General features: G+C 36.3%; 24 protein-coding genes and 1 tRNA gene. 14 read left to right on the plus strand and 11 right to left on the minus strand.

All coding sequences use genetic code 11. From position 1 onward, the window contains the following. Nucleotides 1-14 precede the first annotated feature (14 nt). From uxuA to ACPT8Q_RS04445, 5 genes are read right to left on the minus strand one after another with little or no spacing between them, the layout of a single operon-like run. On the minus strand, nt 15-1199 hold the full coding sequence (gene uxuA, locus ACPT8Q_RS04425) for a mannonate dehydratase (protein ID WP_050949305.1): 1185 nt from the start codon (nt 1197-1199) through the stop codon (nt 15-17). A gap of 19 nt (nt 1200-1218) precedes the next feature. Next, complete coding sequence (locus ACPT8Q_RS04430) at nt 1219-1974, minus strand: FCD domain-containing protein (protein ID WP_005652574.1); 756 nt, start codon at nt 1972-1974, stop codon at nt 1219-1221. Between the two features lie 15 nt (nt 1975-1989). Then, nucleotides 1990-4365, minus strand: coding sequence for a glycoside hydrolase family 31 protein (locus ACPT8Q_RS04435; protein ID WP_050949306.1), 2376 nt, complete (start codon nt 4363-4365; stop codon nt 1990-1992). A 21-nt stretch (nt 4366-4386) separates the two neighbouring features. After that, nucleotides 4387-5688 (minus strand): TRAP transporter large permease, encoded by a 1302-nt coding sequence (locus ACPT8Q_RS04440; protein ID WP_050848848.1) that lies wholly within the window; start codon nt 5686-5688, stop codon nt 4387-4389. 1 nt (nt 5689) lies between these two features. Then, nucleotides 5690-6208: a TRAP transporter small permease gene (locus tag ACPT8Q_RS04445; protein ID WP_005652578.1), complete on the minus strand. Its 519-nt coding sequence runs from the start codon at nt 6206-6208 to the stop codon at nt 5690-5692. Between the two features lie 209 nt (nt 6209-6417). Here ACPT8Q_RS04445 and ACPT8Q_RS04450 point away from each other — a divergent pair, with 209 nt between their 5' ends. From ACPT8Q_RS04450 to ACPT8Q_RS04470, 5 genes are read left to right on the plus strand one after another with little or no spacing between them, the layout of a single operon-like run. Next, nucleotides 6418-7410 carry a TRAP transporter substrate-binding protein gene (locus ACPT8Q_RS04450; protein WP_005652579.1) on the plus strand — a complete coding sequence of 331 codons (993 nt, stop codon included), beginning with the start codon at nt 6418-6420 and terminating at the stop codon, nt 7408-7410. 52 nt (nt 7411-7462) lie between these two features. Next, on the plus strand, nt 7463-8407 hold the full coding sequence (locus tag ACPT8Q_RS04455) for a sugar kinase (RefSeq protein ID WP_050949307.1): 945 nt from the start codon (nt 7463-7465) through the stop codon (nt 8405-8407). A gap of 11 nt (nt 8408-8418) precedes the next feature. Next, complete coding sequence (locus ACPT8Q_RS04460; RefSeq protein ID WP_050949308.1) at nt 8419-9264, plus strand: SDR family oxidoreductase; 846 nt, start codon at nt 8419-8421, stop codon at nt 9262-9264. Between the two features lie 9 nt (nt 9265-9273). Beyond that, entirely contained in the window at nt 9274-10677 is a 1404-nt protein-coding gene (gene uxaC / locus ACPT8Q_RS04465; protein ID WP_050949309.1) for a glucuronate isomerase, read from the plus strand. Nucleotides 10678-10685: 8 nt separating this feature from the next. After that, nucleotides 10686-11324: a bifunctional 4-hydroxy-2-oxoglutarate aldolase/2-dehydro-3-deoxy-phosphogluconate aldolase gene (locus ACPT8Q_RS04470; protein WP_021035528.1), complete on the plus strand. Its 639-nt coding sequence runs from the start codon at nt 10686-10688 to the stop codon at nt 11322-11324. A 53-nt stretch (nt 11325-11377) separates the two neighbouring features. Here ACPT8Q_RS04470 and ACPT8Q_RS04475 read toward each other — a convergent pair whose 3' ends face one another. Further along, nucleotides 11378-11704, minus strand: a complete 327-nt coding sequence (locus tag ACPT8Q_RS04475) for a zinc ribbon domain-containing protein YjdM (protein WP_050949310.1) — start codon at nt 11702-11704, stop codon at nt 11378-11380. Nucleotides 11705-11806: 102 nt separating this feature from the next. On the opposite strand from ACPT8Q_RS04475, the gene ACPT8Q_RS04480 reads away from it, so the two are divergent. Continuing rightward, nucleotides 11807-12361: a YtfJ family protein gene (locus ACPT8Q_RS04480; RefSeq protein ID WP_050949311.1), complete on the plus strand. Its 555-nt coding sequence runs from the start codon at nt 11807-11809 to the stop codon at nt 12359-12361. A 57-nt stretch (nt 12362-12418) separates the two neighbouring features. Here ACPT8Q_RS04480 and ACPT8Q_RS04485 read toward each other — a convergent pair. Further along, nucleotides 12419-12508: transfer RNA gene (locus ACPT8Q_RS04485), tRNA-Ser, on the minus strand. 180 nt (nt 12509-12688) lie between these two features. On the opposite strand from ACPT8Q_RS04485, the gene ACPT8Q_RS04490 reads away from it, so the two are divergent. The 5 genes from ACPT8Q_RS04490 to ACPT8Q_RS04510 are packed head-to-tail and all read left to right on the plus strand — an operon-like array spanning nt 12689 to nt 16786. Beyond that, a complete protein-coding gene (locus tag ACPT8Q_RS04490; RefSeq protein WP_005649826.1) occupies nt 12689-13351 on the plus strand; it encodes a Bax inhibitor-1/YccA family membrane protein in 663 nt (220 codons plus the stop codon). 59 nt (nt 13352-13410) lie between these two features. Beyond that, nucleotides 13411-14475 (plus strand): YcjF family protein, encoded by a 1065-nt coding sequence (locus tag ACPT8Q_RS04495; RefSeq protein WP_050949312.1) that lies wholly within the window; start codon nt 13411-13413, stop codon nt 14473-14475. After that, entirely contained in the window at nt 14475-15149 is a 675-nt protein-coding gene (locus ACPT8Q_RS04500) for a TIGR01621 family pseudouridine synthase (protein ID WP_050949313.1), read from the plus strand. The genes ACPT8Q_RS04495 and ACPT8Q_RS04500 overlap by 1 nt, the downstream gene beginning before the upstream one ends. A 47-nt stretch (nt 15150-15196) precedes the next feature. Next, nucleotides 15197-16000, plus strand: coding sequence for an exodeoxyribonuclease III (gene xthA, locus ACPT8Q_RS04505; RefSeq protein ID WP_050949314.1), 804 nt, complete (start codon nt 15197-15199; stop codon nt 15998-16000). A gap of 9 nt (nt 16001-16009) precedes the next feature. Further along, nucleotides 16010-16786, plus strand: coding sequence for a TIGR01619 family protein (locus ACPT8Q_RS04510; RefSeq protein WP_050847189.1), 777 nt, complete (start codon nt 16010-16012; stop codon nt 16784-16786). A gap of 52 nt (nt 16787-16838) precedes the next feature. Here the strand turns inward: ACPT8Q_RS04510 and mreD are convergent, their stop codons facing one another. The 4 genes from mreD to ACPT8Q_RS04530 all read right to left on the minus strand — a co-directional run bounded on the left by mreD (nt 16839) and on the right by ACPT8Q_RS04530 (nt 21426). Beyond that, nucleotides 16839-17327, minus strand: a complete 489-nt coding sequence (gene mreD / locus ACPT8Q_RS04515) for a rod shape-determining protein MreD (RefSeq protein WP_021035521.1) — start codon at nt 17325-17327, stop codon at nt 16839-16841. Then, nucleotides 17327-18382, minus strand: a complete 1056-nt coding sequence (mreC, locus tag ACPT8Q_RS04520) for a rod shape-determining protein MreC (RefSeq protein ID WP_050848842.1) — start codon at nt 18380-18382, stop codon at nt 17327-17329. The genes mreD and mreC overlap by 1 nt, the downstream gene beginning before the upstream one ends. Before the next feature lie 79 nt (nt 18383-18461). Beyond that, nucleotides 18462-19517 (minus strand): rod shape-determining protein, encoded by a 1056-nt coding sequence (locus ACPT8Q_RS04525; protein WP_005687476.1) that lies wholly within the window; start codon nt 19515-19517, stop codon nt 18462-18464. Nucleotides 19518-19647: 130 nt separating this feature from the next. Further along, nucleotides 19648-21426 carry an ABC transporter ATP-binding protein/permease gene (locus tag ACPT8Q_RS04530; protein ID WP_032824216.1) on the minus strand — a complete coding sequence of 593 codons (1779 nt, stop codon included), beginning with the start codon at nt 21424-21426 and terminating at the stop codon, nt 19648-19650. Nucleotides 21427-21630: 204 nt separating this feature from the next. On the opposite strand from ACPT8Q_RS04530, the gene ACPT8Q_RS04535 reads away from it, so the two are divergent. The 3 genes from ACPT8Q_RS04535 to rlmH all read left to right on the plus strand — a co-directional run bounded on the left by ACPT8Q_RS04535 (nt 21631) and on the right by rlmH (nt 24241). After that, nucleotides 21631-23286 carry a putative transporter gene (locus ACPT8Q_RS04535; RefSeq protein WP_050848840.1) on the plus strand — a complete coding sequence of 552 codons (1656 nt, stop codon included), beginning with the start codon at nt 21631-21633 and terminating at the stop codon, nt 23284-23286. 125 nt (nt 23287-23411) lie between these two features. Further along, a complete protein-coding gene (rsfS, locus tag ACPT8Q_RS04540) occupies nt 23412-23720 on the plus strand; it encodes a ribosome silencing factor (RefSeq protein WP_014326528.1) in 309 nt (102 codons plus the stop codon). Between the two features lie 53 nt (nt 23721-23773). Continuing rightward, nucleotides 23774-24241 (plus strand): 23S rRNA (pseudouridine(1915)-N(3))-methyltransferase RlmH, encoded by a 468-nt coding sequence (gene rlmH / locus ACPT8Q_RS04545; protein ID WP_005649848.1) that lies wholly within the window; start codon nt 23774-23776, stop codon nt 24239-24241.

Consider the following 24241-nt stretch of genomic DNA (forward strand, 5'->3'; position numbering starts at 1 on the left):
CCGCACTTTTTCTTTTACTTATTGAAATACACTTTTTTTAGTGCCATCTCTAAACCGCGAAATTCAGCTAGACCTTTTAACCGACCAATGGCAGAGTAGCCAGGATTGGTTTTTTTACGTAAGTCATCCAACATTTGATGTCCATGATCTGGGCGCATTGGGATTAAACGAGTTTCTCCTAGATTTAATCGACGATATTCTTCATTTAATAAAGCTTTTACTACATTAAATATATCTACGTCTCCCTCTAGATGAGCTGCCTCATGGAAGGTTAGTGGATTACCTTCACGTTGAGTAGAACGTAAATGAGCGAAGTAAATACGATCAGCGAATTGTTCAGTCATTTTTACGAGATCATTATCGGAACGTACGCCATAAGAACCCGTACACATTGTAAAACCATTTGCTGGTAATGGTTGAGTTTCTACAAACCACTGCATATCTTCAATAGTTGAAACTATGCGTGGTAAGCCTAAGATTGGGCGTGGAGGATCGTCTGGATGAATCGCCATTTTGATTCCTATTTCTTGGGCAACAGGTACGATCTCATTTAAAAAATAAGCCAAATGCGTACGGAATTTTTCGGATGAAATATCTTTATAGCGATCTAATTGAGTTTGAAATTCATCAAGAGTGTAACCTTCTTCTGCACCGGGTAAGCCCGCAATAATATTACACGTTAATTGCGCTATATCTTGCTCTGACATATTGTCATAATAGGTTCTTGCTGCAACTTGTTCTTCTTGATTATAGGTTTTTTCTGCATCAGGACGTTTTAAAATATGAAGTTCAAATGCGGCAAAAGCGATATGATCAAAGCGCAATGCTTTAGAACCATCTGGTAATTCATAAGCAAGATCGGTTCGAGTCCAGTCTAAAACTGGCATAAAATTGTAGCAAACAGTGTCAATTCCACATTGAGCAAGATTACGAAGAGTTTGTTTGTAGTTATTAATCCATTTTTGATAATTTCCAGTCTGAGTTTTAATCTCTTCATGAACTGGTACACTTTCCACTACTGACCAGCTTAAACCAGCATTTTCTATTTCAGTTTTGCGTTTTTTAATTTCTTCAATACTCCATATTTCACCGTTAGGAATATGGTGAAGTGCAGTGACTATACCAGTTGCGCCTGCTTGACGAATATCAGATAAAGAAACAGGATCTTTTGGTCCATACCAACGCCATGCTTGTTCCATTTTTAACTCCTATAGTTTTCTAACGATCAACAACAATTGGGCTCATATTAAATAGATAACCATCAAAATTAGGATCATCTACATCAGATAATTCAAAAAGTTTTTGCTTAACATTTTCTAAATGTTGCCACATTGCTTTTTTTGCCATTACAGGATCTTTTCTCTGTAGGGCTGTAATAATATTCTCATGATCTTGTAACCAAAGGTGACGATAGCTCTGATTTGGAATATGAAGATGTAAACCTTTCCACATTTGACTATTAGTACGAAGATCCCACAGTGCTTTTTGCATTTGCAAGATAACTTCATTTTGGGTTATTTCTGCTATCGTACGATGAAAATCTTCATCTGCCACATAATCTTCATCACCTTGTTCAAGTGTATTTCGCTCTCTTGCTAGAATGTCTTTTAATTTAGTAATATCTGCTCTTGTCACTTGTAATGCAGCAAATTCAGCCATACTACTTTCTAATAATTGGCGAGCTTGTAAAAGTTCAAAAGGGCCTACATCAACCTTATCTAAAAATTCATCATTACTTGCAGCGCGTTGTGGCAATGCAATCACATACACTCCAGAACCTTTACGTACTTCAACAAGGTTTTCTAATTCAAGCATAATGATGGCTTCTCGAATGACTGTACGACTTACATCAAAATAATCAGCCAAGTCTCTTTCTGCTGGTAGTTTGTCGCCTATTTTATATTGATGATTATTTAGCTGTTGTTTTAACTCATTTCCTATTTTTTTATAGGATCGCAAGTCATCAATGTTCATAAATTTTTCCTAATTTTAATCTAATAAACTCAATTTATAGCCTTGAGTGACCGTTTTTCCATTAATAATTAATTTTCTATTTTCTTTATTAGGAAGGTAGAAACTAATTTCATTATATTTTGGTAAATAATCACCCGATTTTTCTAAAACAAGTTCAATTGTTTGACTAGTGCATTTTAGATAAATATTAAATTTTAAAAATTTACCTTTTAAATAATCGAAACTTTCACCGTCATCATCAAATATAGTAATATTCCTCTCTCCTTGATTAATAAAAGGCATAATTAATAATTGTCTATAATTATCAGATAACGTATTTTTATGACCTTTTTTTGCCATTGGAATAATGCTTCCAGCTTTTAAAAATAAAGGAATTTTTTCTAATGGTGCATCAGCTATGATTCTTTCGCCGCCATTAAACCATTTGTGTGTGTAAAAGTCATACCAACCGACGAAATTTTGTGGTAGATAGACTTCACGTTTTCGTTGATTAGGTTCCACAACAGAAGCAACGAGTAAATCTTCACCTAAAAGATAGTCATCATTTTCTTCAAAAGTATTTTTATCATGTTCGTGATCAAGGAATGTTGGTCGTAGTATTGGTTCATGATCATGATGAGCTTTCCATAATGTGTTATATAAATAAGGCATTAATATATAACGTAATTGGATAGCATCACGAATAATATTGATTATTTGTGGATACATCCAAGGTTCATTAACAGTTTTATCATCATTCCAAGAATGAATAGTGAAACGTGGATGCATTACACCATTTTGTACCCAACGTACAAATAATTCAGGATCCGGTTTATTTCCAGAAAAACCACCTACATCATGCCCAACGTTATAGAGTGCAGAAAGGCTCATACCTAATCCCATTTTGATATTGTAACGTAATGTATTCCAACTGGTACGATTATCTCCAGACCAAGTTTGTACATAACGGTTCATTCCAGGTGAGCCAGAACGTGAAATTAAATAAGGACGTTTATTTGGTGCGTACTCTAATTGAGCCTCATAGGACGCTTTCATCATTAATAATGGTTGTAGTGGGCGCAATAATTTTATTGGCATACCTTCACCGAAATAATGGCATTTTGCGTAGTTGTCCCACACTTCAAATTCATTATTATCATTCCAAGTAGCATCAATGCTGTAATCGAGTAATTGTTGTTTTATATTCTTTTTCCACCAATTCACCGTGGCTATATTGGTAAAGTCTAAATGAGAACCTTCGTCATCCCAGAACATAGATTTTTCAGGATTATCTGATTCAGAATCCTTAATGAATAATCCAAGTTTTTCCACTTCTTGATAACGTGAGTGATCTAGTAATAAACATGGTTTAATGTTTGCAGCTAACTTCATCCCCGCATTATGAAAATATTTTGTCATTTCTTTAGGGGTTGGAATTTTGTCATAATTCCAGTTGAAAACATAACGCTTTCCATTTATAGAGGTATAACCTGAAGAGAGTTGGAATGAATCACAAGGAATATCATGTTCATTACATAAATTGACAAATTTTTTTAGTTGCTCTTGAGCATCAGGCGCATCGGTATAATACATAGTTGAACCACTATAACCTAAGCTCCATTTTGGACCAAAAATAGTACCTCCCGTAAGGCGACAATATTTTTTTGTTACATCAAGTATTTTGGGACCGAGAATAACGTAGTAATCTAGATCTCCATCCTCAGCTTTATAGTTACGATAGTAAGAATGATAATTGTCAATTTCACTACCTAAGGTAAACCAACAAGGTGAAAGGTTATCGTAATATAATCCATAACTTACTTCAGGAGCATGCGTAATATAGAATGGAATGTGTTTATAAAGAGGATCTGTATGTTCAGCATTATAGCCCATTGCATCAATATTACGCATTTCAAAGCGGCGTCCATGGCGATTTAGATTTCCTGTTTTTTCACCGAGTCCATAATAATGTTCTTGAATATCTCGTTGTAAATAATGAGAAATGGTAGTATTTGAAATACCCATCAAATAGGCACCAGTTTTTCGGTCTTTAAATAATGGTTTCCATTTATCACCGTGTTTATATTCCCATTCTAGATAGAGTGGTTGATGAATTGTTACTTTTAAAAGTGCGGTTGAGATTTCAAGCGTTTTTTCTGTTTGCTTTACTTCATAATCAGGGCAGGAAAACCCTTTTAACGACCATTTATCACGACCTTGCCAATCTACATCTGATTGATTTGGTGTAATAGCCCAAGTATGAGGGACTTTAAATTCCTTATTCTTTGTAAATGCCACGCGTAATAAATCATTTTCTAACACGAAAATATGCATTTGGTAACTGTGATCGCAGGCAATATCAATGCGATGATTATGATTTTCTACAAATTGCCAATTTTTAATCGTTTTCATATTATTTTCCTAATGCGTGAATTAATAACCTAATAATATTTGTGGTAACGCTAAGCTTAATGATGGAATGTAAGCTACTAATAAGAGTGTTAAGATTAAAACTGCATAGAGTGGTAGTAGTGGTTTAATAACTTGATTAATTTTCACTCCGCCAACAGAACATCCGATAAATAATGCGCTACCAACAGGTGGTGTACAGATACCGATAGAAAGGTTGAAAGCCATTAATATACCGAAGTGAACAGGATCCATGCCTAATTCAGTCACAATAGGTAAGAAAATTGGTGTGAAGATAAGCAATGCTGGTGTCATATCCATAAATACACCCACAACTAATAAAATGATGTTGATGATTAGAAGTATGATAATTGGGTTATCTGAGAAGTTTAATAATGCATCACTAATAGTGTAAGGAATATCTGCATTTGCCATTGCCCATGACATTCCCATTGATGTACCGATTAATAGTAGCACGATTGCAGTTGTAACAACCGAATCTAAAATGATCTTTGGTAATTCTTTGATGGTCACTTCGCGATAGAACACGACAGCAAGAATTAATGTGTAGACTACAGCGAACGCAGAAGCTTCTGTTGCAGTGAAGATGCCACCAATGATACCTCCCATTATAACGATAATTAAACCAAGGCTTGGTAATGCATCAAGCGTCTTTTTCATCGCTTCTGAGCGAGTTGGTTTTGGTGATATTGGGTATTTTCTTTTTTTCGCAATGATGGCAACAACAATCATGATTGATAAGCCCATCAAAATTCCTGGAATGTAACCTGCAAGGAATAATGCACCAATAGATGTTCCTCCAGAAATTAATGAATAAACGATAAAGGTATTACTTGGCGGAATAAGTAGTCCAGTTGGGCAAGAGGCAATATTTACTGCAGCGGAAAAAGCAGGATCATATCCTTCTTTCTTTTGTAAAGGTGACATAATCCCACCCATTGCTGCTCCTGATGCTACAGCTGAACCTGAGATTGAACCAAACATCATATTTGCGAGTACGTTCACGTGTGCTAGAGATCCAGGTAAGTGACCACCGATGACTTTAGCAAATTCAATTAACCGCATAGCAATACCGCCACGATTCATAATATTGCCCGCTAAGATGAAAAAAGGAATGGCGAGTAGTGAAAAGCTATCTAATCCAGATGCCATTTTTTGCGAAATAACAGTAATAGCAGCATCAAAAGGAATAGAAAGCATAATAGTAAGCAGTGAGGCAATTCCAATTGAAAATGAAATTGGTACACCAATAAAAAGTAGGACAAAGAAACTTGAGCTAAGCACAATAATATTGGACCATTCCATTTTATTCTCCTTGATTATCTGAAAGCGGTGATGATTTAAGATTCAAATGATGAAAGTTATCTATAATATCTCTTAAAAGGTAAATCAGCATAAAGCAACCACTTAAAGGAATTGCGAGGTAAACTAATCCCATTTGGATACCTAAGACAGGTGATATTTGCCCATTGTTTACAGTGTCTATTACCAAGTTGCCTCCCCCATAGCACATAATCATTGTTGCAAAAGCTACGCTGATTAAATTAATTACAAGTTGTAATCGATGTTGAAGGCTGGGTGAGTGTTCGAATTTACTGACTAGAAGATCAATCGCTAGGTGTTTCTTTTGGCCAAGAGCATAAGCTGCGCCCATTAAGCCCACCCAAATAAAGAGAAATCTAGCTATTTCATCTGTATAAGTGCTAGGTGTATTTAATAAATAACGAGATAACACCTGCCAAACTACGCAACACACTAGAAATGAACTTAAAGCTATGCAAATCGTTGATAATGCCCAATTCATAATAGATATAAATTTATTCATCATAGGTTCCTTATGTTATTAACTTAAGTTGGTGAACCAATTTTGTGTGTTTTTTTTATTTTTGACAAGTTTTTTTATTTAAAAATGTGATCTGGATCACCAATTTAAAATAATTGGATTGACCACATTAAATTTGTTGGTCTATTATCTTTATAACATCCGAGCTGTTAGAGGATTAGTCTTTAATTTACTTATTATGGAGATGCGTTATGCAAATTAAAAAACATATGCTTTCTTGTGCTTTAACACTAGCATTATCTGCTGGCGTTGCTTTCTCAGCTTCAGCTAAAACCGTATTAAAATTAAGTCATAACAATGACAAAACTCATCCTGTTCATATTTCAATGCAATATATGGCAGATGAAGTAAAAAAATTAACTAATGGAGAAGTGGTGATCCGCATTTATCCAAATAGCCAATTAGGCAGCCAGCGTGAATCAATGGAACTATTACAAGCCGGTTCACTTGATATGGCAAAATCAAATGCGAGTGAATTGGAAGCATTTGAGCCTTCTTATGGCGCATATAATATCCCGTATCTTTTTCATGATGTGAACCATTACTATCGTGTTTTACTTGATCCTGCGGTAGGGCAAAAAATCCTTGATTCATCAAAAGGAAAGGGGTTCGTTGGTTTAACTTATTATGATGGTGGCGCACGTAGTTTCTATTCTGCTAAACCAATCCAATCTCCTGAAGATTTAAAAGGTATGAAAATTCGTGTTCAACCAAGCCCAACCGCAGTTGAAATGATCAAATTGATGGGCGCAAATCCAACACCATTAGCTTATGGCGAACTCTATACAGCATTGCAACAAAAAGTAGTGGATGGAGCTGAAAATAATGAAACAGCTTTAACATTAGCACGTCATGGTGAAGTAGCGAAATACTTTAGTCGTGATGAACACACAATGATTCCTGATGTGTTAGTAATAGGTCAAAAATCTTGGGACAAATTAACACCAGAGCAACAACAAGCTCTCAAGAAAGCTGCTGATGATTCTATGATGTATCATAAAGATTTATGGCAAAAAATGATTGCTGAAACAACTCAAGAAGCAAAAGATAAATTGGGTGTAACTTTTGTTGAAGTTGATAAAAAACCGTTTATTGATGCAACAAAGGATATGCATGATGCTGCTAAATCAAATCCTTTACTTAAGGAATATATTGAACGTATTGATAGTTTAGCAACCAAATAATTTGCATTGAGAAGGGTAGGCGCTTTCGCATACCCTTTACTTTGGGGCGAATATGAAAAAAATAGCATTTATCGGCGAGTGTATGATTGAACTCAATGGGAAACCCTTTGCGGAAATGTGGCAAAGTTATGGTGGTGATACCTTAAATTCTGCAACTTATCTTAGTCGAGTAAGTTCATCAAAAGAGATTCAAGTTCATTATGTCTCAGCATTAGGAACTGATAATTTAAGTAAACAAATGCTTAAATATTGGCAAGCTGATGGCATCCAAACAAATTGGGTTTTACAGGATGAACAGCATCAACCAGGTCTTTATCTAATCCAATTAGATGCTCAAGGCGAACGAACGTTCCTTTATTGGCGTAATCAATCTGCAGCACATTATATGGTTCAACATCCAGATTTTGCTAAGGTTATTGCAGAACTTCAGCAAGTTGATGTGATTTATTTAAGTGGTATTTCATTAGCAATCTTACCGAAAAATGACCGCACTTTTTTAATTGATCAATTATCTTCTTTAGCTAAAAAAGGCACAGAAATTGTTTTTGATAGTAATTATCGCCCAAAACTTTGGGATTCATTAGAAGAAGCACAAGATTGTTATTTGCAGCTTTTGCCTAGTGTCAATATAGCGTTGGTAACTTTTGATGATGAACAAGCATTATGGAAAGATAAAACATCTAGGGATACTTTAGAACGATTACATAAAATTGGTATACCAAAAGTGATTGTGAAGTGCGGTAAGAATGGTGCTATTTTTTCAGATAGGTATTTATCTCAATATGGGCAAGTGATGACTGAACCTATTTTAAATGTGGTAGATACAACCTCTGCTGGTGATTCTTTTAATGCTGGATTTCTGAACGGTTATTTACGAAATAAATCTCTCGATACTTGTTGTCAGCAAGGCAATCGTATTGCTGGCATCGTCATTCAGCATAAAGGTGCGATTATAGATAAAGTCGCAACTTCTCATCTTCAATCTGAATTTAATTAATGGAGTTTACTATGAATATTGCAGCAAACCATAACTTAGAAAATAAGCTAATTGTAATCACGGGGGCTGGTGGAGTGTTATGTTCATTTCTAGCCAAGCAGTTAGCACATACTAAAGCTAATATTGCCCTGTTAGATTTGAATTTCGAGGCAGCAGACAAAGCAGCAAAAGAAATTAACCAATCAGGTGGAAAAGCAAAAGCTTATAAAACTAATGTGTTAGAACTTGAAAATATTAAAGAAGTGCGTGATCAAATAGCTATTGATTTTGGCACTTGTGATATTTTAATTAATGGTGCTGGTGGGAATAATCCAAAAGCGACAACAGATAATGAGTTCCATCAATTTGATTTAAATGAAACGACGAGAACATTCTTTGATTTAGATAAATCTGGTATAGAATTTGTATTTAATCTCAATTATTTAGGTTCATTATTACCAACTCAAGTTTTTGCAAAAGATATGCTTGGTAAACAAGGGGCAAATATTATTAATATTTCTAGTATGAATGCCGTTACACCACTTACAAAGATACCTGCTTACTCTGGTGCAAAAGCTGCAATCAGTAATTTTACTCAATGGCTTGCTGTATATTTCTCAAAAGTTGGTATTCGTTGTAATGCTATCGCACCAGGGTTTTTAGTTAGTAATCAAAACCGCACTTTATTATTTGATACTGAAGGAAAACCAACAGATAGAGCAAATAAAATTCTAACTAATACACCAATGGGGCGTTTTGGTGAGCCAGAAGAATTGCTCGGCGCATTACTTTTCTTAATAGATGAGCATTATTCTGCTTTTGTCAATGGCGTAGTTTTACCTGTTGATGGCGGTTTTTCTGCGTATAGTGGAGTATAGGGGGATTAAATGAAACAATTTATGGATGAAGATTTTCTTCTTTCAACAGATACAGCAAAAATTCTCTATCATGATTATGCCAAAAATAAACCTATTTTTGATTATCACTGTCATTTAAATCCAAGAGAAGTGGCGGAAAATCGTCAATTTAATGATTTATCTGAAATTTGGCTAGAGGGTGATCATTACAAATGGCGAGCTTTGCGTACAGCTGGAATACCAGAAGAATTGATTACAGGGAAGGCTACTAATTATCAAAAATATTTGGCTTGGGCGAAAACAGTCCCCCTTTGTATTGGTAATCCAATTTATCACTGGACACATTTAGAATTACGCCGTCCTTTTGGTATAACCAATATGTTATTCAATCCGCAAAATGCGGAAAAAATTTGGCATCAATGTAATGAAATGTTGCAACAACCTGAATTTTCTTCGCGAGGCATTATGCAGAAAATGAACGTGAAATTAGTGGGGACAACAGATGATCCCATTGATTCTTTGCAATATCATCAAGCAATCAAGAATGATGAAAGTTTTGATATTGATGTTGTACCAAGTTGGCGACCTGATAAAGTATTTAAAATTGAATTACCGCAATTTAATGATTACCTTGTACAGTTAAGTGAAATTGCAGATGTAGATATTTATACGTTTGCAGATTTACAAAAAGCGTTGTTAAAACGTCTCGAATATTTTGATGCTCAAGGTTGTAAATCTGCTGATCATGGTATGGAAATTGTCCGTTTTTCAGCTATTCCAGATGAATCAGTATTGAATAGTATTTTACAAAAACGTTTGCAAAATCAACCGCTCTTGGAAGAAGAAGTTGCTCAATTTAGTACTGCAGTTTTAGTCTGGTTAGCTTCAGAATATTGTAAACGTAATTGGGTAATGCAGATGCATATTGGTGCAATACGTAACAATAATAGTCGAATGTTTGCTTTACTTGGTGCGGATAGTGGCTTTGATTCCATTGGTGATCGAAGTTATGCTGAGCCCCTCTCTCGTTTGTTAGATGCAATGGATAGGGAAAATCAACTTCCTAAAACTATTTTGTATTGCTTAAATCCTCGAGATAATGAAATGATCGCTAGTATGATCGGAAACTTTCAAGGCGATGGTATTGCAGGCAAAATACAGTTTGGTTCTGGATGGTGGTTTAATGATCAAAAAGACGGAATGGAACGTCAGTTACAACAGCTTTCTCAATTAGGGTTACTCAGTCAATTTGTTGGAATGCTAACTGATTCACGTAGTTTTTTATCTTACACTCGCCATGAGTATTTCCGCCGTATTTTATGTGAAATGATTGGCGGATGGGTTGAAAAAGGTGAAGCTCCAAATGACATTTCATTACTGGGTAAAATGATTGAAGATATTTGTTTCAACAATGCAAAAAATTATTTTAAATAGGGAAAATTATGTCATACACAACTCAACAAATTATTGAAAAACTTCGTGAACTCAAAATTGTGCCTGTAATTGCGTTGGATAATGCAGAAGATATTTTGCCGCTAGCAGATACGTTGGCTAAAAATGGTTTACCTGTGGCAGAGATTACTTTTCGTTCTGAAGCTGCGGCAGATGCAATTCATTTACTGCGTACTTATCGACCCGATTTTTTGATTGCTGCGGGCACAGTTTTAACTGCGGAACAAGTAGTTTTAGCTAAAAGTAGCGGAGCAGATTTTGTTGTTACTCCTGGGTTAAATCCAAAAATTGTGAAATTATGTCAAGATTTGAATTTTCCAATAACACCAGGGGTGAATAATCCTATGGCAATTGAAACTGCATTAGAAATGGGAATTTCAGCGGTAAAATTTTTCCCTGCAGAGGCTTCAGGCGGAGTGAAAATGATTAAAGCATTGCTCGGTCCTTATGCTCAATTACAGATAATGCCGACTGGTGGTATAGGGCTTCATAACATAAGGGATTATCTCGCTATTCCTAATATTGTTGCTTGTGGAGGCTCTTGGTTTGTGGAGAAAAAATTGATTCAATCCAAAAATTGGGATGAAATTGGACGATTAGTCAGAGAAGTGATTGATATTATTAAATAAATTTATGTCTTTAAAGTGCAAAGTGCGGTCTATTTAGAGCGCATTTTTTTCGATTAAGCTTTTTTCAAAAACTCAGATTTCAACATAATTTTGCCGCAATCGACATTATGATCGCCATTTACTAAGCGGATGTTTTTGAATTTTGTACCTTTTTTCAATACTTCTGATGAACCTTTTAATTTTAAATCTTTAATCAAAAGTACATCATCGCCATCTGCAAGCAAATTCCCATTGCTGTCTTTTACAATTAATTGATCGTCATCTGATTCTTGAATTTCATTATTATCCCATTCATTACCGCAATCAGGGCAAGCAAAATTAATTGAATCGTGGTAAACGTATTCACTTTGACATTTTGGGCAATTAGGCATTTGATCCATTGGGTTTTCCTTTTTGATTACATATAATAGGCACGCAAGTATAGCAAAAAAGATGTCTTTCGCCAAAGTGTGAAAGTTTTTGATCAATTTTGAGGAAAATGTATGAAAAAACAAATTCTTGCCTTAGTTTGTGGTGTGATGTTTAGTAGTTCAACTTGGGCACACAATTTGCAATTAGAGCAATCTTTACCATCGGTCAAAGTGAGTGAGTATGGTGAAATTGTACTTTCTGGAAAAGATATAACATTTCAACCTTGGGGTTCTGCGGAATTAGCGGGTAAAGTGCGTGTTGTTCATCATTTAGCGGGTAGAACGGCAGCAAAAGAGAAAAATCAGCCAATGATTGATGCGATAAAAGCATCTCATTTTAATCCTGCAAAATACCAAACAACGACCATTATTAATGCGGATGATGCGATTGTTGGTACAGGTATATTTGTAAAAAATAGTGCGCAAAAAGGCAAACAAGAAAATCCACATAGCCAAGTTGTGCTAGATGATAAAAGTGCGGTGAAAAATGCTTGGGGATTAAATCCTAAAGATAGTGCAATTATTGTGTTAGACAAAACGGGGAAAGTAAAATTTGTGAAAGAAGGAAAATTGTCTGATAGCGATATTCAGACTGTTATTTCACTCGTGAATGGATTAACTAAATAATGTAATACAAAGTAAAAATCCCTAAGCTTTGCGACTTAAGGATTTTTTTAATTCTGATGGCGGAGGAATAGGGATTCGAACCCTAGGAGGGCGTAAACCCTCGCCGGTTTTCAAGACCGGTGCCTTCAACCACTCGACCATTCCTCCGTGATTGATGGGCGTAGTATAATGAATATTTTATTGATGTAAATAGAAATTTGATGATTTAACTTTAGATGATGATAATTTATTCATTTTGATGAAATTAATTCCATTAATACCATTGACTTTTTTATCCCTAGCCCTTACTTTACAGAAGACTTTTTATTTATTTTACAAGGAGCTTTTATGCAATCACGTCTTATTGTGGATGCTCAAAAAGAATCGTTACTCAGCACACATAAAGTGTTGCGTAACACGTATTTTTTATTGGGATTAACCATGGCATTTTCAGCGGTTGTTGCGTTTATTTCAATGAGCTTAAACTTGCCTTATCCAAATATTATTGTGTTACTAGTGGGTTTTTATGGCTTACTTTTCTTAACCAATAAATTAGCTGATCGCCCTGCTGGTATTTTGGCGGCCTTTGCTTTCACTGGATTTATGGGATACACCATCGGGCCAATTTTAAATATGTATGTGGCACGTGGAATGGAAGATTTGATTATGCTTGCATTCGCAGGAACTGCTATCGTGTTTTTTGCGTGTTCCGCTTATGTATTGACTACGAAAAAAGATATGTCATTCTTATCAAGCGCAATGTTCGCATTATTTATTGTGTTATTGCTTGGTATGGTGGCGAGTTTCTTCTTCCAAATTCCTGCTTTATCGGTCGCAATTAGTGCATTATTTGTAGTGTTCTCAACAATGACCATTTTGTATGAAACCAGTAATATTATTCACGGTGGAGAAACAAATTACATTCGAGCAACCGTGAACATCTATGTTTCAATCTACAATTTATTCTTGAGTTTATTAAGATTACTTTCTATCTTTTCAAGTGATGAATAATGATTGAATTTTGACTTTATGACCCCACTATTTAGTGGGGTTATTTTTTGGAATAGGCAATGGAAAAACAAATTTTTGAACATTCAGTTAATGTAGAGGAAGAACAATATCAGCCTAAGCAAGAGTTTCATAATGTGGAAACAAAGTTAGATGAAGCATTAGACGGAGAGTTACTTGATGCTCAGCTTGAACAGGCATTGAAACCAAAATCCAGTTTTGGAAAAACGGTATTAAAATTTACCGCACTTTTATTTGGCTCAGCGACGGTTGCACAATCCGTGCAGTGGATTTGGGATAGCTATCAACAACATCAATGGATTTATCTTGCTTTTGCTTTAGTCAGTTTAATTGTCATTTTATTGGGGATTAAAGAGATTATCGGTGAGTGGAGACGTTTAGTTTATTTAAAAAAACGTGAGCAATTGCAACAACAAAGTCAGCAGATTTGGTTAGAAAGTGCGGTAGAAAATAGCGATGTTTTTTCTGTTCAGAACGTAGAAAAAAGTAAAGTGCTTTGTTTAGAGGTCGCAAAATCTCTAGGTTTAGAAAATGATTCTCCAGCGGTAATTCAATGGCAACACCAATTAAATGAAGCTTATTCCGCGCAAGAAATTACTTATTTATTCAGTCGTAATATTTTGTCTTCTTTTGATGCACAAGCTAAAAAATTGATTAGTAAAATGGCCGCTGAATCGGCTGTGATTGTTGCGATTAGTCCGCTTGCTGTAGTGGATATGTTTTTTATCGCGTGGCGCAATCTTCGATTAATGAATAAAATTGCTGAAATTTATGGGATTGAATTAGGGTATTTTTCACGTATTCGATTGTTAAGAATGGTATTGGTCAATATCGCTTTTGCTGGGGCAGCCGAAGTGGCACAAGATATTGGAATGGATTGGCTTTCTCAAGATGTGACAGCAAAACTTTCTGCGCGTATCGCTCAAGGAATCGGTGTGGGATTGCTTACTGCTAGATTAGGCGTGAAAGCAATGGAGCTTTGTCGCCCATTAGCATTTCAATTAAACGAAAAACCAAAGCTTTCACATATTCAACAGGAATTACTTAGCTCGGTGAAAGATATTGTTCTAGGTAAAAATAAAATTTACAAAAAGGAGCAAGTCTGATGAAAATCGAGGTTGTTTATCAACATAGTGATTTTATTATTATCAACAAGTCTGAGGGTATTAGCGTTCATAAAGATCAAGAAGAACAAGGCTTAACAGAACTTGTTGCAAAACAATTGAATGTGCCTCAAGTATGGTTGGTTCATCGCTTAGATAAAGTGACGTCGGGGCTATTAATTTTGGCACTGAATGCTGAAAGTGCGGCTGAATTTTCTCGACTTTTTTCTGAACATAAAATTCATAAAACGTATTTGGCATTAAGTAACCAAAAGCCTAAAAAGAAACAAGGATTGATCGTCGGGGATATGAAGAAAGCCCGAGACGGTGCATGGAAACTTTGTCAAACTAAAGAAAATCCAGCGATTACGCGTTTTGAAAGTGTAAATTGTGAACCTAATTTACGTTTATTTATTTTAAAACCTCAAACGGGTAAAACACATCAATTACGTGTTGCCATGAAAAGTTTAGGTAGCCCGATTTTAGGCGATGGGCTTTATGGTAAAAATACTGAAAAAATTGACCGCACTTATTTGCATTCGGTTCAATTGGAATTTGATTATTTGAATGATTTTATTTCGGTCACTTGTTTTCCTATTCAAGGTCAATTTTGGCTTAAGCCTACAGTATTTGAGCAAATTCAGGTTTATCTGACAAAGCCGTTTTTATCAAAATAGAAATCTCTGTATAATAAAGCCAATTTCACTCTTTATTAGGAACAAAAATGAAATTTATCTCTTTTAATATAAATGGTTTACGTGCTAGACCACATCAACTTGAAGCCATTATTGAAAAATATCAGCCAGATGTTATCGGCTTGCAGGAAATTAAAGTTGCTGATGAGGCTTTTCCTTATGAAATTACAGAAAACTTAGGTTATCACGTATTTCATCACGGACAGAAAGGTCATTATGGCGTGGCATTATTGACTAAACAAGAACCTAAAGCGGTTCGTCGCGGTTTTCCAACAGACAATGAAGATGCACAAAAACGTATTATTATGGCTGATTTGGAAACTGAATTTGGCTTATTGACTGTCATTAATGGCTATTTCCCTCAAGGGGAAAGTCGTGCGCACGAGACTAAATTTCCAGTTAAAGAGAAATTTTATGCGGATCTTCAACAGTATTTAGAAAAAGAACACGATAAATCTAATCCGATTTTAATTATGGGCGATATGAATATTAGCCCAAGTGATTTAGATATTGGTATCGGCGATGAAAATCGTAAACGTTGGTTACGCACAGGTAAATGTTCTTTCTTACCAGAAGAACGAGCGTGGTATCAACGTTTGTACGATTACGGATTAGAAGACAGTTTCCGTAAGCTGAACCCAACAGCAAATGATAAATTCTCGTGGTTTGATTACCGTTCTAAAGGTTTTGATGATAATCGAGGTTTACGAATTGATCATATTTTAGTAAGTCAAAAATTGGCTGAACGCTGTGTCGATGTGGGTATTGCATTAGATATTCGAGCAATGGAAAAACCTTCTGATCACGCACCGATTTGGGCTGAATTTAAATAGGAAAGCGAAATGGATATGGCAAATTGGCAGAATTATCGTTCTACCGTGAACGGTATGCCTGCCGTGTTTACCGCAAATATTGAAGATGTTGAAAAATATCACGGTAAAGGTCTCGATAAAATAGTGCAGTTTACTATTGATTATCAGGCTGATGATGAAACGGGTTTACCCTCAGAAGTTGAATACGATAAGTTAATTAACCGTGTATTTAAAATTTTGACACAACTCACCGCACTTCCAAATGTATTTTTTGCGGGGCATTTTATTTGTAATTCTCAAATAAAAATACATTTTTATTGTAAGCACGAAAATCTTATTGTAGAAACTTTACAACAAATTGATTTTGTTAAAGATATTAATGTTCAAAAGGATTTAATTTGGGATACTTATTTTGACTTTTTGCTTGCTTCTCCATTAGAGATTAAGTTAAATGCAACGGAGGAGTTACTTGATTTATTAAAAAGTAAAGGTCGTAATTTAAGTGATACCTATTTAGTAGAGCATAGTTTTCATTTTGATGAAGAGCAGAAAATGTTCCCTTTTATGGATGAACTGAGTTTAGGGGATTATTCTTTCACAACATTACAATATTCTGCACAAGCGATTCAGTTTAATGAAGATGACGAACCTTATTTCTTGGTAAAATTAGAGCAAGAAATTTCATTAGAAAATAGCGAAATTTTTGAGCAAGTAGAACGTTTTGAAAAATTGGCTGAACAATTTTCGGGAGAGTATATGGGTTGGGAATGTGATTCTTTAATGGATGCGAACAAGCAGTTGAATTAGTTGTTTGAGATACTCGTACGTCATAAAAAAGAGAGATATTTATCTCTCTTTTTTAATGTAATTTAACTTTTCTGCGTATTTTTCGCATTAATAAAAATACCCACGGCCATAGTAAACCAGAAGCGAATGCGCCCAAGATGGCTTGCCAATGAAAAAAAGCAGTATGGAGTGAAAATTCAACTAAGAAAATAAGTAATCTTATAATGAAGACGAAAAGTACAACCAATAAACTTTGGAACCAAAGTGATAAATTTCGCAGAATTAAATAGTTTTTGGCAATGATATACATACTCGTAGAAAGTACGAGAGCGTGAACGCCTAATGTAGAGCCTAATACTAAATCCCAAGTTAATCCGAGTAAAAATGACCAGCCTATACTAACTTTATTGGGAATTGCTAATATCCAATAAAGTAATACAAGTACAAGCCACGCAGGCTTTAGCATTTGGAAACCAACTGGCCAAGGTGCAAGTTCTAATACAAAGGCAATAACAAAGAAGCTTAAAATAGTGAACCATTGTAAAATAAATCGTGTTTGCATTAGTCTTCTATCCTTTCTTCTTGCTGTTCTATGGGAAGATCTTCTTCATTTTGAAGGAAATCTGTTGGAATATCTGGTTCAATAATGGTTTTTTCTTTATTTTCTGGAAAGTCTTCTTCTGTTAAGGGTGTTTTTTTCACTCTATAATTTGCTTCATTAGCTTGGCTTTCTAAACGTTTTTGCACCAGATTGCGAACTTCTTCTGGCGATATTGATTTTACTTTTGATATATCTAGGTTACTTGGCCAAAGTAAAAGTACGTAACGTAAACGTTCTAATAAAGCTAAAGGTTTAGCTTTAACTATCGCAAAGTAATTAGAGCTATCACGCGAAACGCTTTGTACAACGGCTACGGGATAGCCTTCAAGAAAACGTCCACCAAGCCCAGAAGTTACGAGAAGATCGCCTTTTTCTATATCAACGGAACGAGGCACGTTATCGAGGCTTAGTTCATCGGTATGCCCAGTCCCACTTGCAATGACACGAACATCATTGCGTAGAACTTGCACTGGAATTGAGTGTGTTACGTCTGTGAGTAGCAGTACTCGGCTAGTATTTTCGCCCACGGAAATAATTTGTCCAATGACGCCTTTTTCATCAATGACAGGCTGACCTACATAAGCACCGTCTTTTTCGCCTTGATTAATCACAATTTGTTGGCGATAAATATCTGTTTCTGCAGTAAGAACTTCGGCAATTTTTTTGTATTCATCAGTTCTTAACGGAGAATTTAATAAAAGGCGTAATCGCTGATTTTCGACTTTGAGTTGATCAAGTAAAAGTAAATCTGCATTTTTTTCCAAAAGCTGTTGGCGTAGTACTTTGTTTTCAATTTGTAATTTATTGGTATCAACAAGATTTTCTGAAACACCATCTAAGATGCTTCGAGGACTATTTGCAAGATAATATAAACCGCCTATTGCCGTTTCCATTGCACTACGTGCTTTCGTTATTGAGTTATTACGTCCATCAGCTAAAATTAGGGCAATAGATGCAAAGATAGCGATAAGTAAACGAATGCCTAGGGGAGGGGCTTTGCTAAAAATGGGTTTCATTAAACGTTCTCTTGTTGAATGAAAAAAATGAAAGGAAAAGTGCGGTTATTTTTAACCGCACTTTTTGTTCATATTCTAATTAAATTTCATCACTAAAAATATCGCCGCCGTGCATATCGATCATTTCTAATGCTTCGCCACCACCACGAGCAACACAGGTTAATGGATCTTCTGCGATGATAACAGGGACACCAGATTCTTTAGAAAGTAAAATATCAATATTACGTAATAAAGCACCACCGCCAGTTAAGACCATACCACGTTCGAAAATGTCTGCTGCGTGTTCTGGTTGGCATTCTTCAAGTGCCGTTCGAACCGCTGCTACAATACCATTTAATGGTTGTTGAATGGCTTCTAGGACATCACGTGATGTTAAAGTAAATGAACGTGGCGCACCTTCGGCTAAATTATGTCCGTGTACTTCCATTTCTTTAATTTCGTCATCTTCTTGAATATAAGCAGAACCAATTTCTTGTTTGATGCGTTCGGCGGTAGGTTCCCCGATAACCGAGCCAAAAGTGCGGCGAACATAAGAAATAATTGCTTCATCAAAACGGTCACCACCGATACGCACGGAAGATGAATATACAATCCCATTTAAGGAAATTACAGCCACTTCTGTCGTACCACCACCGATGTCAATTACCATTGAGCCAACGGCGGTAGAAACGGGTAATTTAGCCCCAATTGCCGCTGCCATTGGTTCTTCAATTAAATATACTTCGCGCGCACCCGCTCCAATTGCTGATTCTTTAATTGCACGACGTTCTACTTGTGTTGCACCAGCTGGCACACATACTAATACGCGTGGGCTTGGGCGCATAAAATTACCGCTATGAACTTGTTTGATAAAGTATTGCAACATTTTTTCTGTCACAAAAAAGTCTGCAATAACGCCATCTTTCATCGGACGAATTGCGACAATACTTTTTGGAGTACGACCTAACATTAATTTGGCTTCTTTACCCACAGCTGCAATGCTTTTTAATGTGCCTACGCGATCTTGACGAATCGCAACAACAGAGGGTTCATCAAGTACAATACCCTGTCTTTTGACATAAATTAAAGTATTAGCTGTACCTAAATCAATAGAAAGATCGTTTGAAAACAACCCACGAATTTTTTTAAATAACATAATTATACCGTTTAAAATGAAAGTTAGTTTTGTTTGACAAAAAAGTAGAAAATGACTTTGTCAAACATACAAAAAATTGCGCTAAATGTATCAAAAAAAGCGTTGCGATTACAGTGTTTTTTAGCGTTTTTTATCGCAGTTGCCATTGCCCTTTGTCTTGTAGAATTAATTGTTGTTGATGTAAGGTTTTTAGGGTTGAACGGTGTCCCACACTGATGATCGTCGTTTGTGGTAGTTCTTGTTGTAACAATTGATACATCGCAAATTCTAAACCTTCATCCATACTTGCTGTGGCTTCATCTAAAAATGCCACCGCTGGTTTGTGTAGAATTAATCGTGCAAACGCCAAACGTTGTTGTTCGCCAAGAGAAAGAATACGCGTCCAGTCTTGTTCTTTTTCTAATTGTTCAGTTAAATGCCCTAGTTGCACTTTATTTAATATTTCTATCGCTTGCGTATGTGAAATATTGTCAGCGTTATTTGGATAAGCTAATGCTAACATTAAATTTCCTTGTGGCACATACGGCTTTTGTGACAAGAAAAGCTGACTGTGCGTAGGGCAATTTATTTCCCCCTCTGCGTAGCTCCAAAGCCCCGCAATGGTGCGTAAAAGCGTGGTTTTTCCTGCCCCAGATTTTCCTTGAATAAGTAAACTTGTTCCTTGCGGTAAGGTAATGTTTAGATGTTTAATTAGTGTATGACCTAATGGATTTTGAATACTTAAATTTTTGAAAATCACATCTGTTGGATGACTGTGGATCTGTGTTTGTGATTTATTATTTACTTTTTCAATGGCATAACTGAACCCAGTTAAACGATCGAGCGTTGCTTTATAGCTTGCAAAATTATCATAAGTATTGCGGAAGAAGGAAAGATTTGCGTGTAACTGACCAAATACTTGTAAGGTTTGCATTAGATCGCCAAGTTTTATTTGTTTTTCAAAGTAACGTCCAACTTGAATTAACAATGGAAAAACCACGGAAATTTGGCTTACGACTAAGTTAAATCCTGAAAATTTTAGTGTTCTAAATACAATAATCCACATATTATGAATGACAGCATTGAACTGCTGATAAAGCTGATTTTTTTCGACTTTTTCGCCCGCATAAAAAGCAATGCTTTCGGCATATTCTTTTATGCGAATTAAAGAATAACGATAGTTTGCGTTTAGGAGTTCATTAATAAAATTCAAGGATATTAATGGACGACCGAGCCAAAATGCGATGAGGGTTGTGAAGATGACATAACCAAACACTAAAAATACCATCATATGCGGAATTTCCACGCCAAGTACCATCATTGGACCGGCTAATCCCCATAATAAAATCGTATAAGAGATCATAGAGGTTACCGCATCAATGACACCAGTGCTTAAAGAAAGCGTGGTTTTTACATAAGATTGCACATCTTGTTGAATACGTTGATCGGGGTTATCAAGATTTTCTGATAAATATTGTGTTTTGTAATAGGCACGATGTGCCATCCATTTATCAACAAGCTGTTCGTTAAGCCATTCAATCCAGTTGATGACGAAACGTTGCTCTAAATAATAGCTTACTAATGCTGCTGAAACAGAACTTGCGGCAATGCCACAGAATAAGCCCATTTGTTGCCAAAATACATGTTCATTAAATTCTTGCAATGATGTGTACATATTTTTGTACCACTCAGAATGTACAAGGCTGATACGTACGCTAAGTAGCGTCATTGCAACAATGAGAAGAAAGAATAAGATAGGTTTTATACTACGTTTAGGCGAAAGATAACCACCTGCAAACATCCAAAATTGTCTTCCCCATTGAGTAAAACGCACCAAAAGAAAAATGCCAAAACTAAAGACGACTGAGGTGATGGCTAGCGTTTGTAAAATCCAAATAAGAGAAGTAATGGCTTCTTGGCTGTAATCCATAAATATTCCATCCGAGCTAAAAGTGCGGTGAAAAATAACCGCACTTTTTGTAAAAGGGTCAAAATTTTCGGTATTGTAGAGTCTATGCTCAATTTCGCAAGAAAAAATGTGACGAATGTAGCATTTTTTGAGTTTGGTTAAGGTTTTCAAAAAGTAACTTGGATATAATCCAAAGGAGTTAAATTTCATTTCTAAGGGGTCAATATGAGTGATATTGCGATCACTATTAGCCTTCTTGCCCTCGTCGCCGTAATCGGCTTATGGATCGGGCATTGGAAGATCCGCGGGGTTGGGCTTGGCATTGGTGGCGTGCTGTTTGGCGGCATTATTGTTGCCCATTTCACTAATCAATATGGCTTGAAACTGGATGCGCATACGCTGCATTTTGTGCAAGAATTTGGTTTAATTTTATTTGTTTATACTATTGGTATTCAGGTTGGGCCGGGCTTTTTTTCTTCTTTACGAAAATCTGGTTTAAAGCTAAATGCCTTTGCCATTTTGATTATTGTGCTGGGTTCAATTGCCGTGGTTCTTGTACGTAAAATTGCGGATGTTCCACTTGATATTGCCTTAGGTATTTATTCTGGTGCTGTTACTAATACGCCTGCGTTGGGGGCTGGACAACAAATTTTAGCAGAATTAGGTGTGCCGCAAACCACTGTAACTATGGGGATGTCTTATGCAATGGCTTATCCATTCGGTATTTGCGGTATTTTGCTTGCAATGTGGTTAATCCGCTTATTTTTTAAAGTCAAAGTGGACGATGAAGCGGCACGTTTTAATGCGGAGAGCAGTCAAGATAAAGAAAGTTTACATAATATTTCTTTAAAAGTGACGAACCAAAATTTAGATGGTCTGACGTTAATTCAAATTCCTGGATTTAGTGATGAAGAAGTCGTATGTTCACGTTTAAAACGCGATGATATGGAAATTGTTCCAAAGGCAAGTACTGAAATTCGTATCAACGATATTTTACAATTAGTGGGCGATGATAATTCGCTTGCTAAAATGCGTTTAATTATCGGACACGAAGTTGATGCACCAACCGTTGCCTATAGTGGCGAAATTCGTTCTGAGCGTGTGGTGGTAACGAATGAAAAAGTATTAGGCAAAAAGATCCGTGCCTTAGGCATTCATCAAAAATATGGGGTTGTGATTTCACGTTTAAATCGTGCAGGGATTGAGTTAGTTCCAACGGGAAATACCACACTGCAATTTGGCGATGTGCTACATATGGTCGGACGCAGTGATGTACTAAATCAGGCTATTTCAGTCATTGGTAATGCACAACAAAAATTGCTTCAAGTGCAAATGTTACCTGTGTTTATCGGCATTGGTTTAGGAGTACTCGTTGGTTCGATTCCATTCTATATTCCAGGTTTCCCTGTTGCGTTAAAATTAGGGCTTGCTGGCGGGCCATTGGTGGTTGCGTTGATCTTAGCGAGAATTGGCACGATTGGTAAACTTTACTGGTTTATGCCGCCTAGTGCTAACTTGGCGTTACGCGAAATTGGGATTGTTCTTTTCTTGGCTGTGGTCGGTTTAAAATCAGGCGGAAGTTTCTTTGATACCTTGTTGAATGGCTCTGGTCTTGAATGGATGGGATACGGTATTTTTATCACCTTTATTCCATTAATGATTACCGGTATTTTGGCTCGTCTATATGGCAAACTGAATTACCTTACAATCTGTGGTTTACTTGCAGGTTCAATGACGGATCCTCCCGCTTTAGCATTTGCTAATGAAATTAAAGAAGATAACGGTGCTGCAGCACTTTCTTATGCCACTGTGTATCCGTTAGTGATGTTCTTGCGAATAATGTCGCCGCAGTTATTAGCTGTGTTATTGTGGGCGGCATAGCCAAAATAAGTTCAATTTATACAAACAAAAGCGCGGTTAATTTCGCGCTTATTTTTTGTGTGGATTTTGCGCAAGAGGGTATTCAATGATAGAATTCCGCACTTTTATTGCGAAGTGAGAACAAAATGGCGTTAGTTGAATTTTTGATGGAAACCTTAGAAGGGTTAAAGGGAACAGATATTGTACATTTTGATGTACGTGGAAAATCATCGATTACGGATAATATGATTATTTGCACGGGTACATCGAGCCGCCAAGTTTCTGCAATGGCAGATAATTTAATCACAGAATGTAAAAAAGCAGGTTTTGAAACCTTTGGCGAAGAAGGTAAAAATACTGCAGATTGGATTGTGGTGGATCTTGGTCAAGCTATCGTACATATTATGCAACGTGACGCCCGTGAAATGTATCAATTAGAGAAACTTTGGGCGTAAATATTAGTAAAGTGCGGTGAAAAATAACCGCACTTTTTAGATAAGGATGACTTGTGAAAATCACGTTAATTGCTGTTGGAACAAAAATGCCTTCTTGGGTTACAACGGGTTTTGAGGAATATCAACGCCGTTTCCCAAAAGATATGCCTTTTGAACTGATTGAAATCCCAGCAGGTAAGCGTGGAAAAAATGCTGATATTAAACGTATTTTAGAGCAAGAAGGTAAGGCGATGTTAGCTGCCTGTGGAAAAGGCAAAGTCGTGACGTTAGATATTCCTGGTAAACCTTGGACGACACCGCAGTTAGCCGAGCAATTAGAAGCGTGGAAAAATGATGGTCGCGATGTTTGTTTGTTGATTGGTGGGCCTGAGGGGCTTTCGCCAGAATGTAAAGCCGCTGCAGAGCAAAGTTGGTCGCTTTCGCCATTGACATTACCTCACCCACTTGTTCGTGTTGTAGTGGCTGAAAGTTTGTATCGCGCGTGGTCGCTCACTACTAATCATCCTTATCATCGAGAATAA

This window comes from Haemophilus sp. HN_Hi10 (assembly GCF_049821985.1).
GTDB lineage: Bacteria > Pseudomonadota > Gammaproteobacteria > Enterobacterales > Pasteurellaceae > Haemophilus > Haemophilus influenzae_D.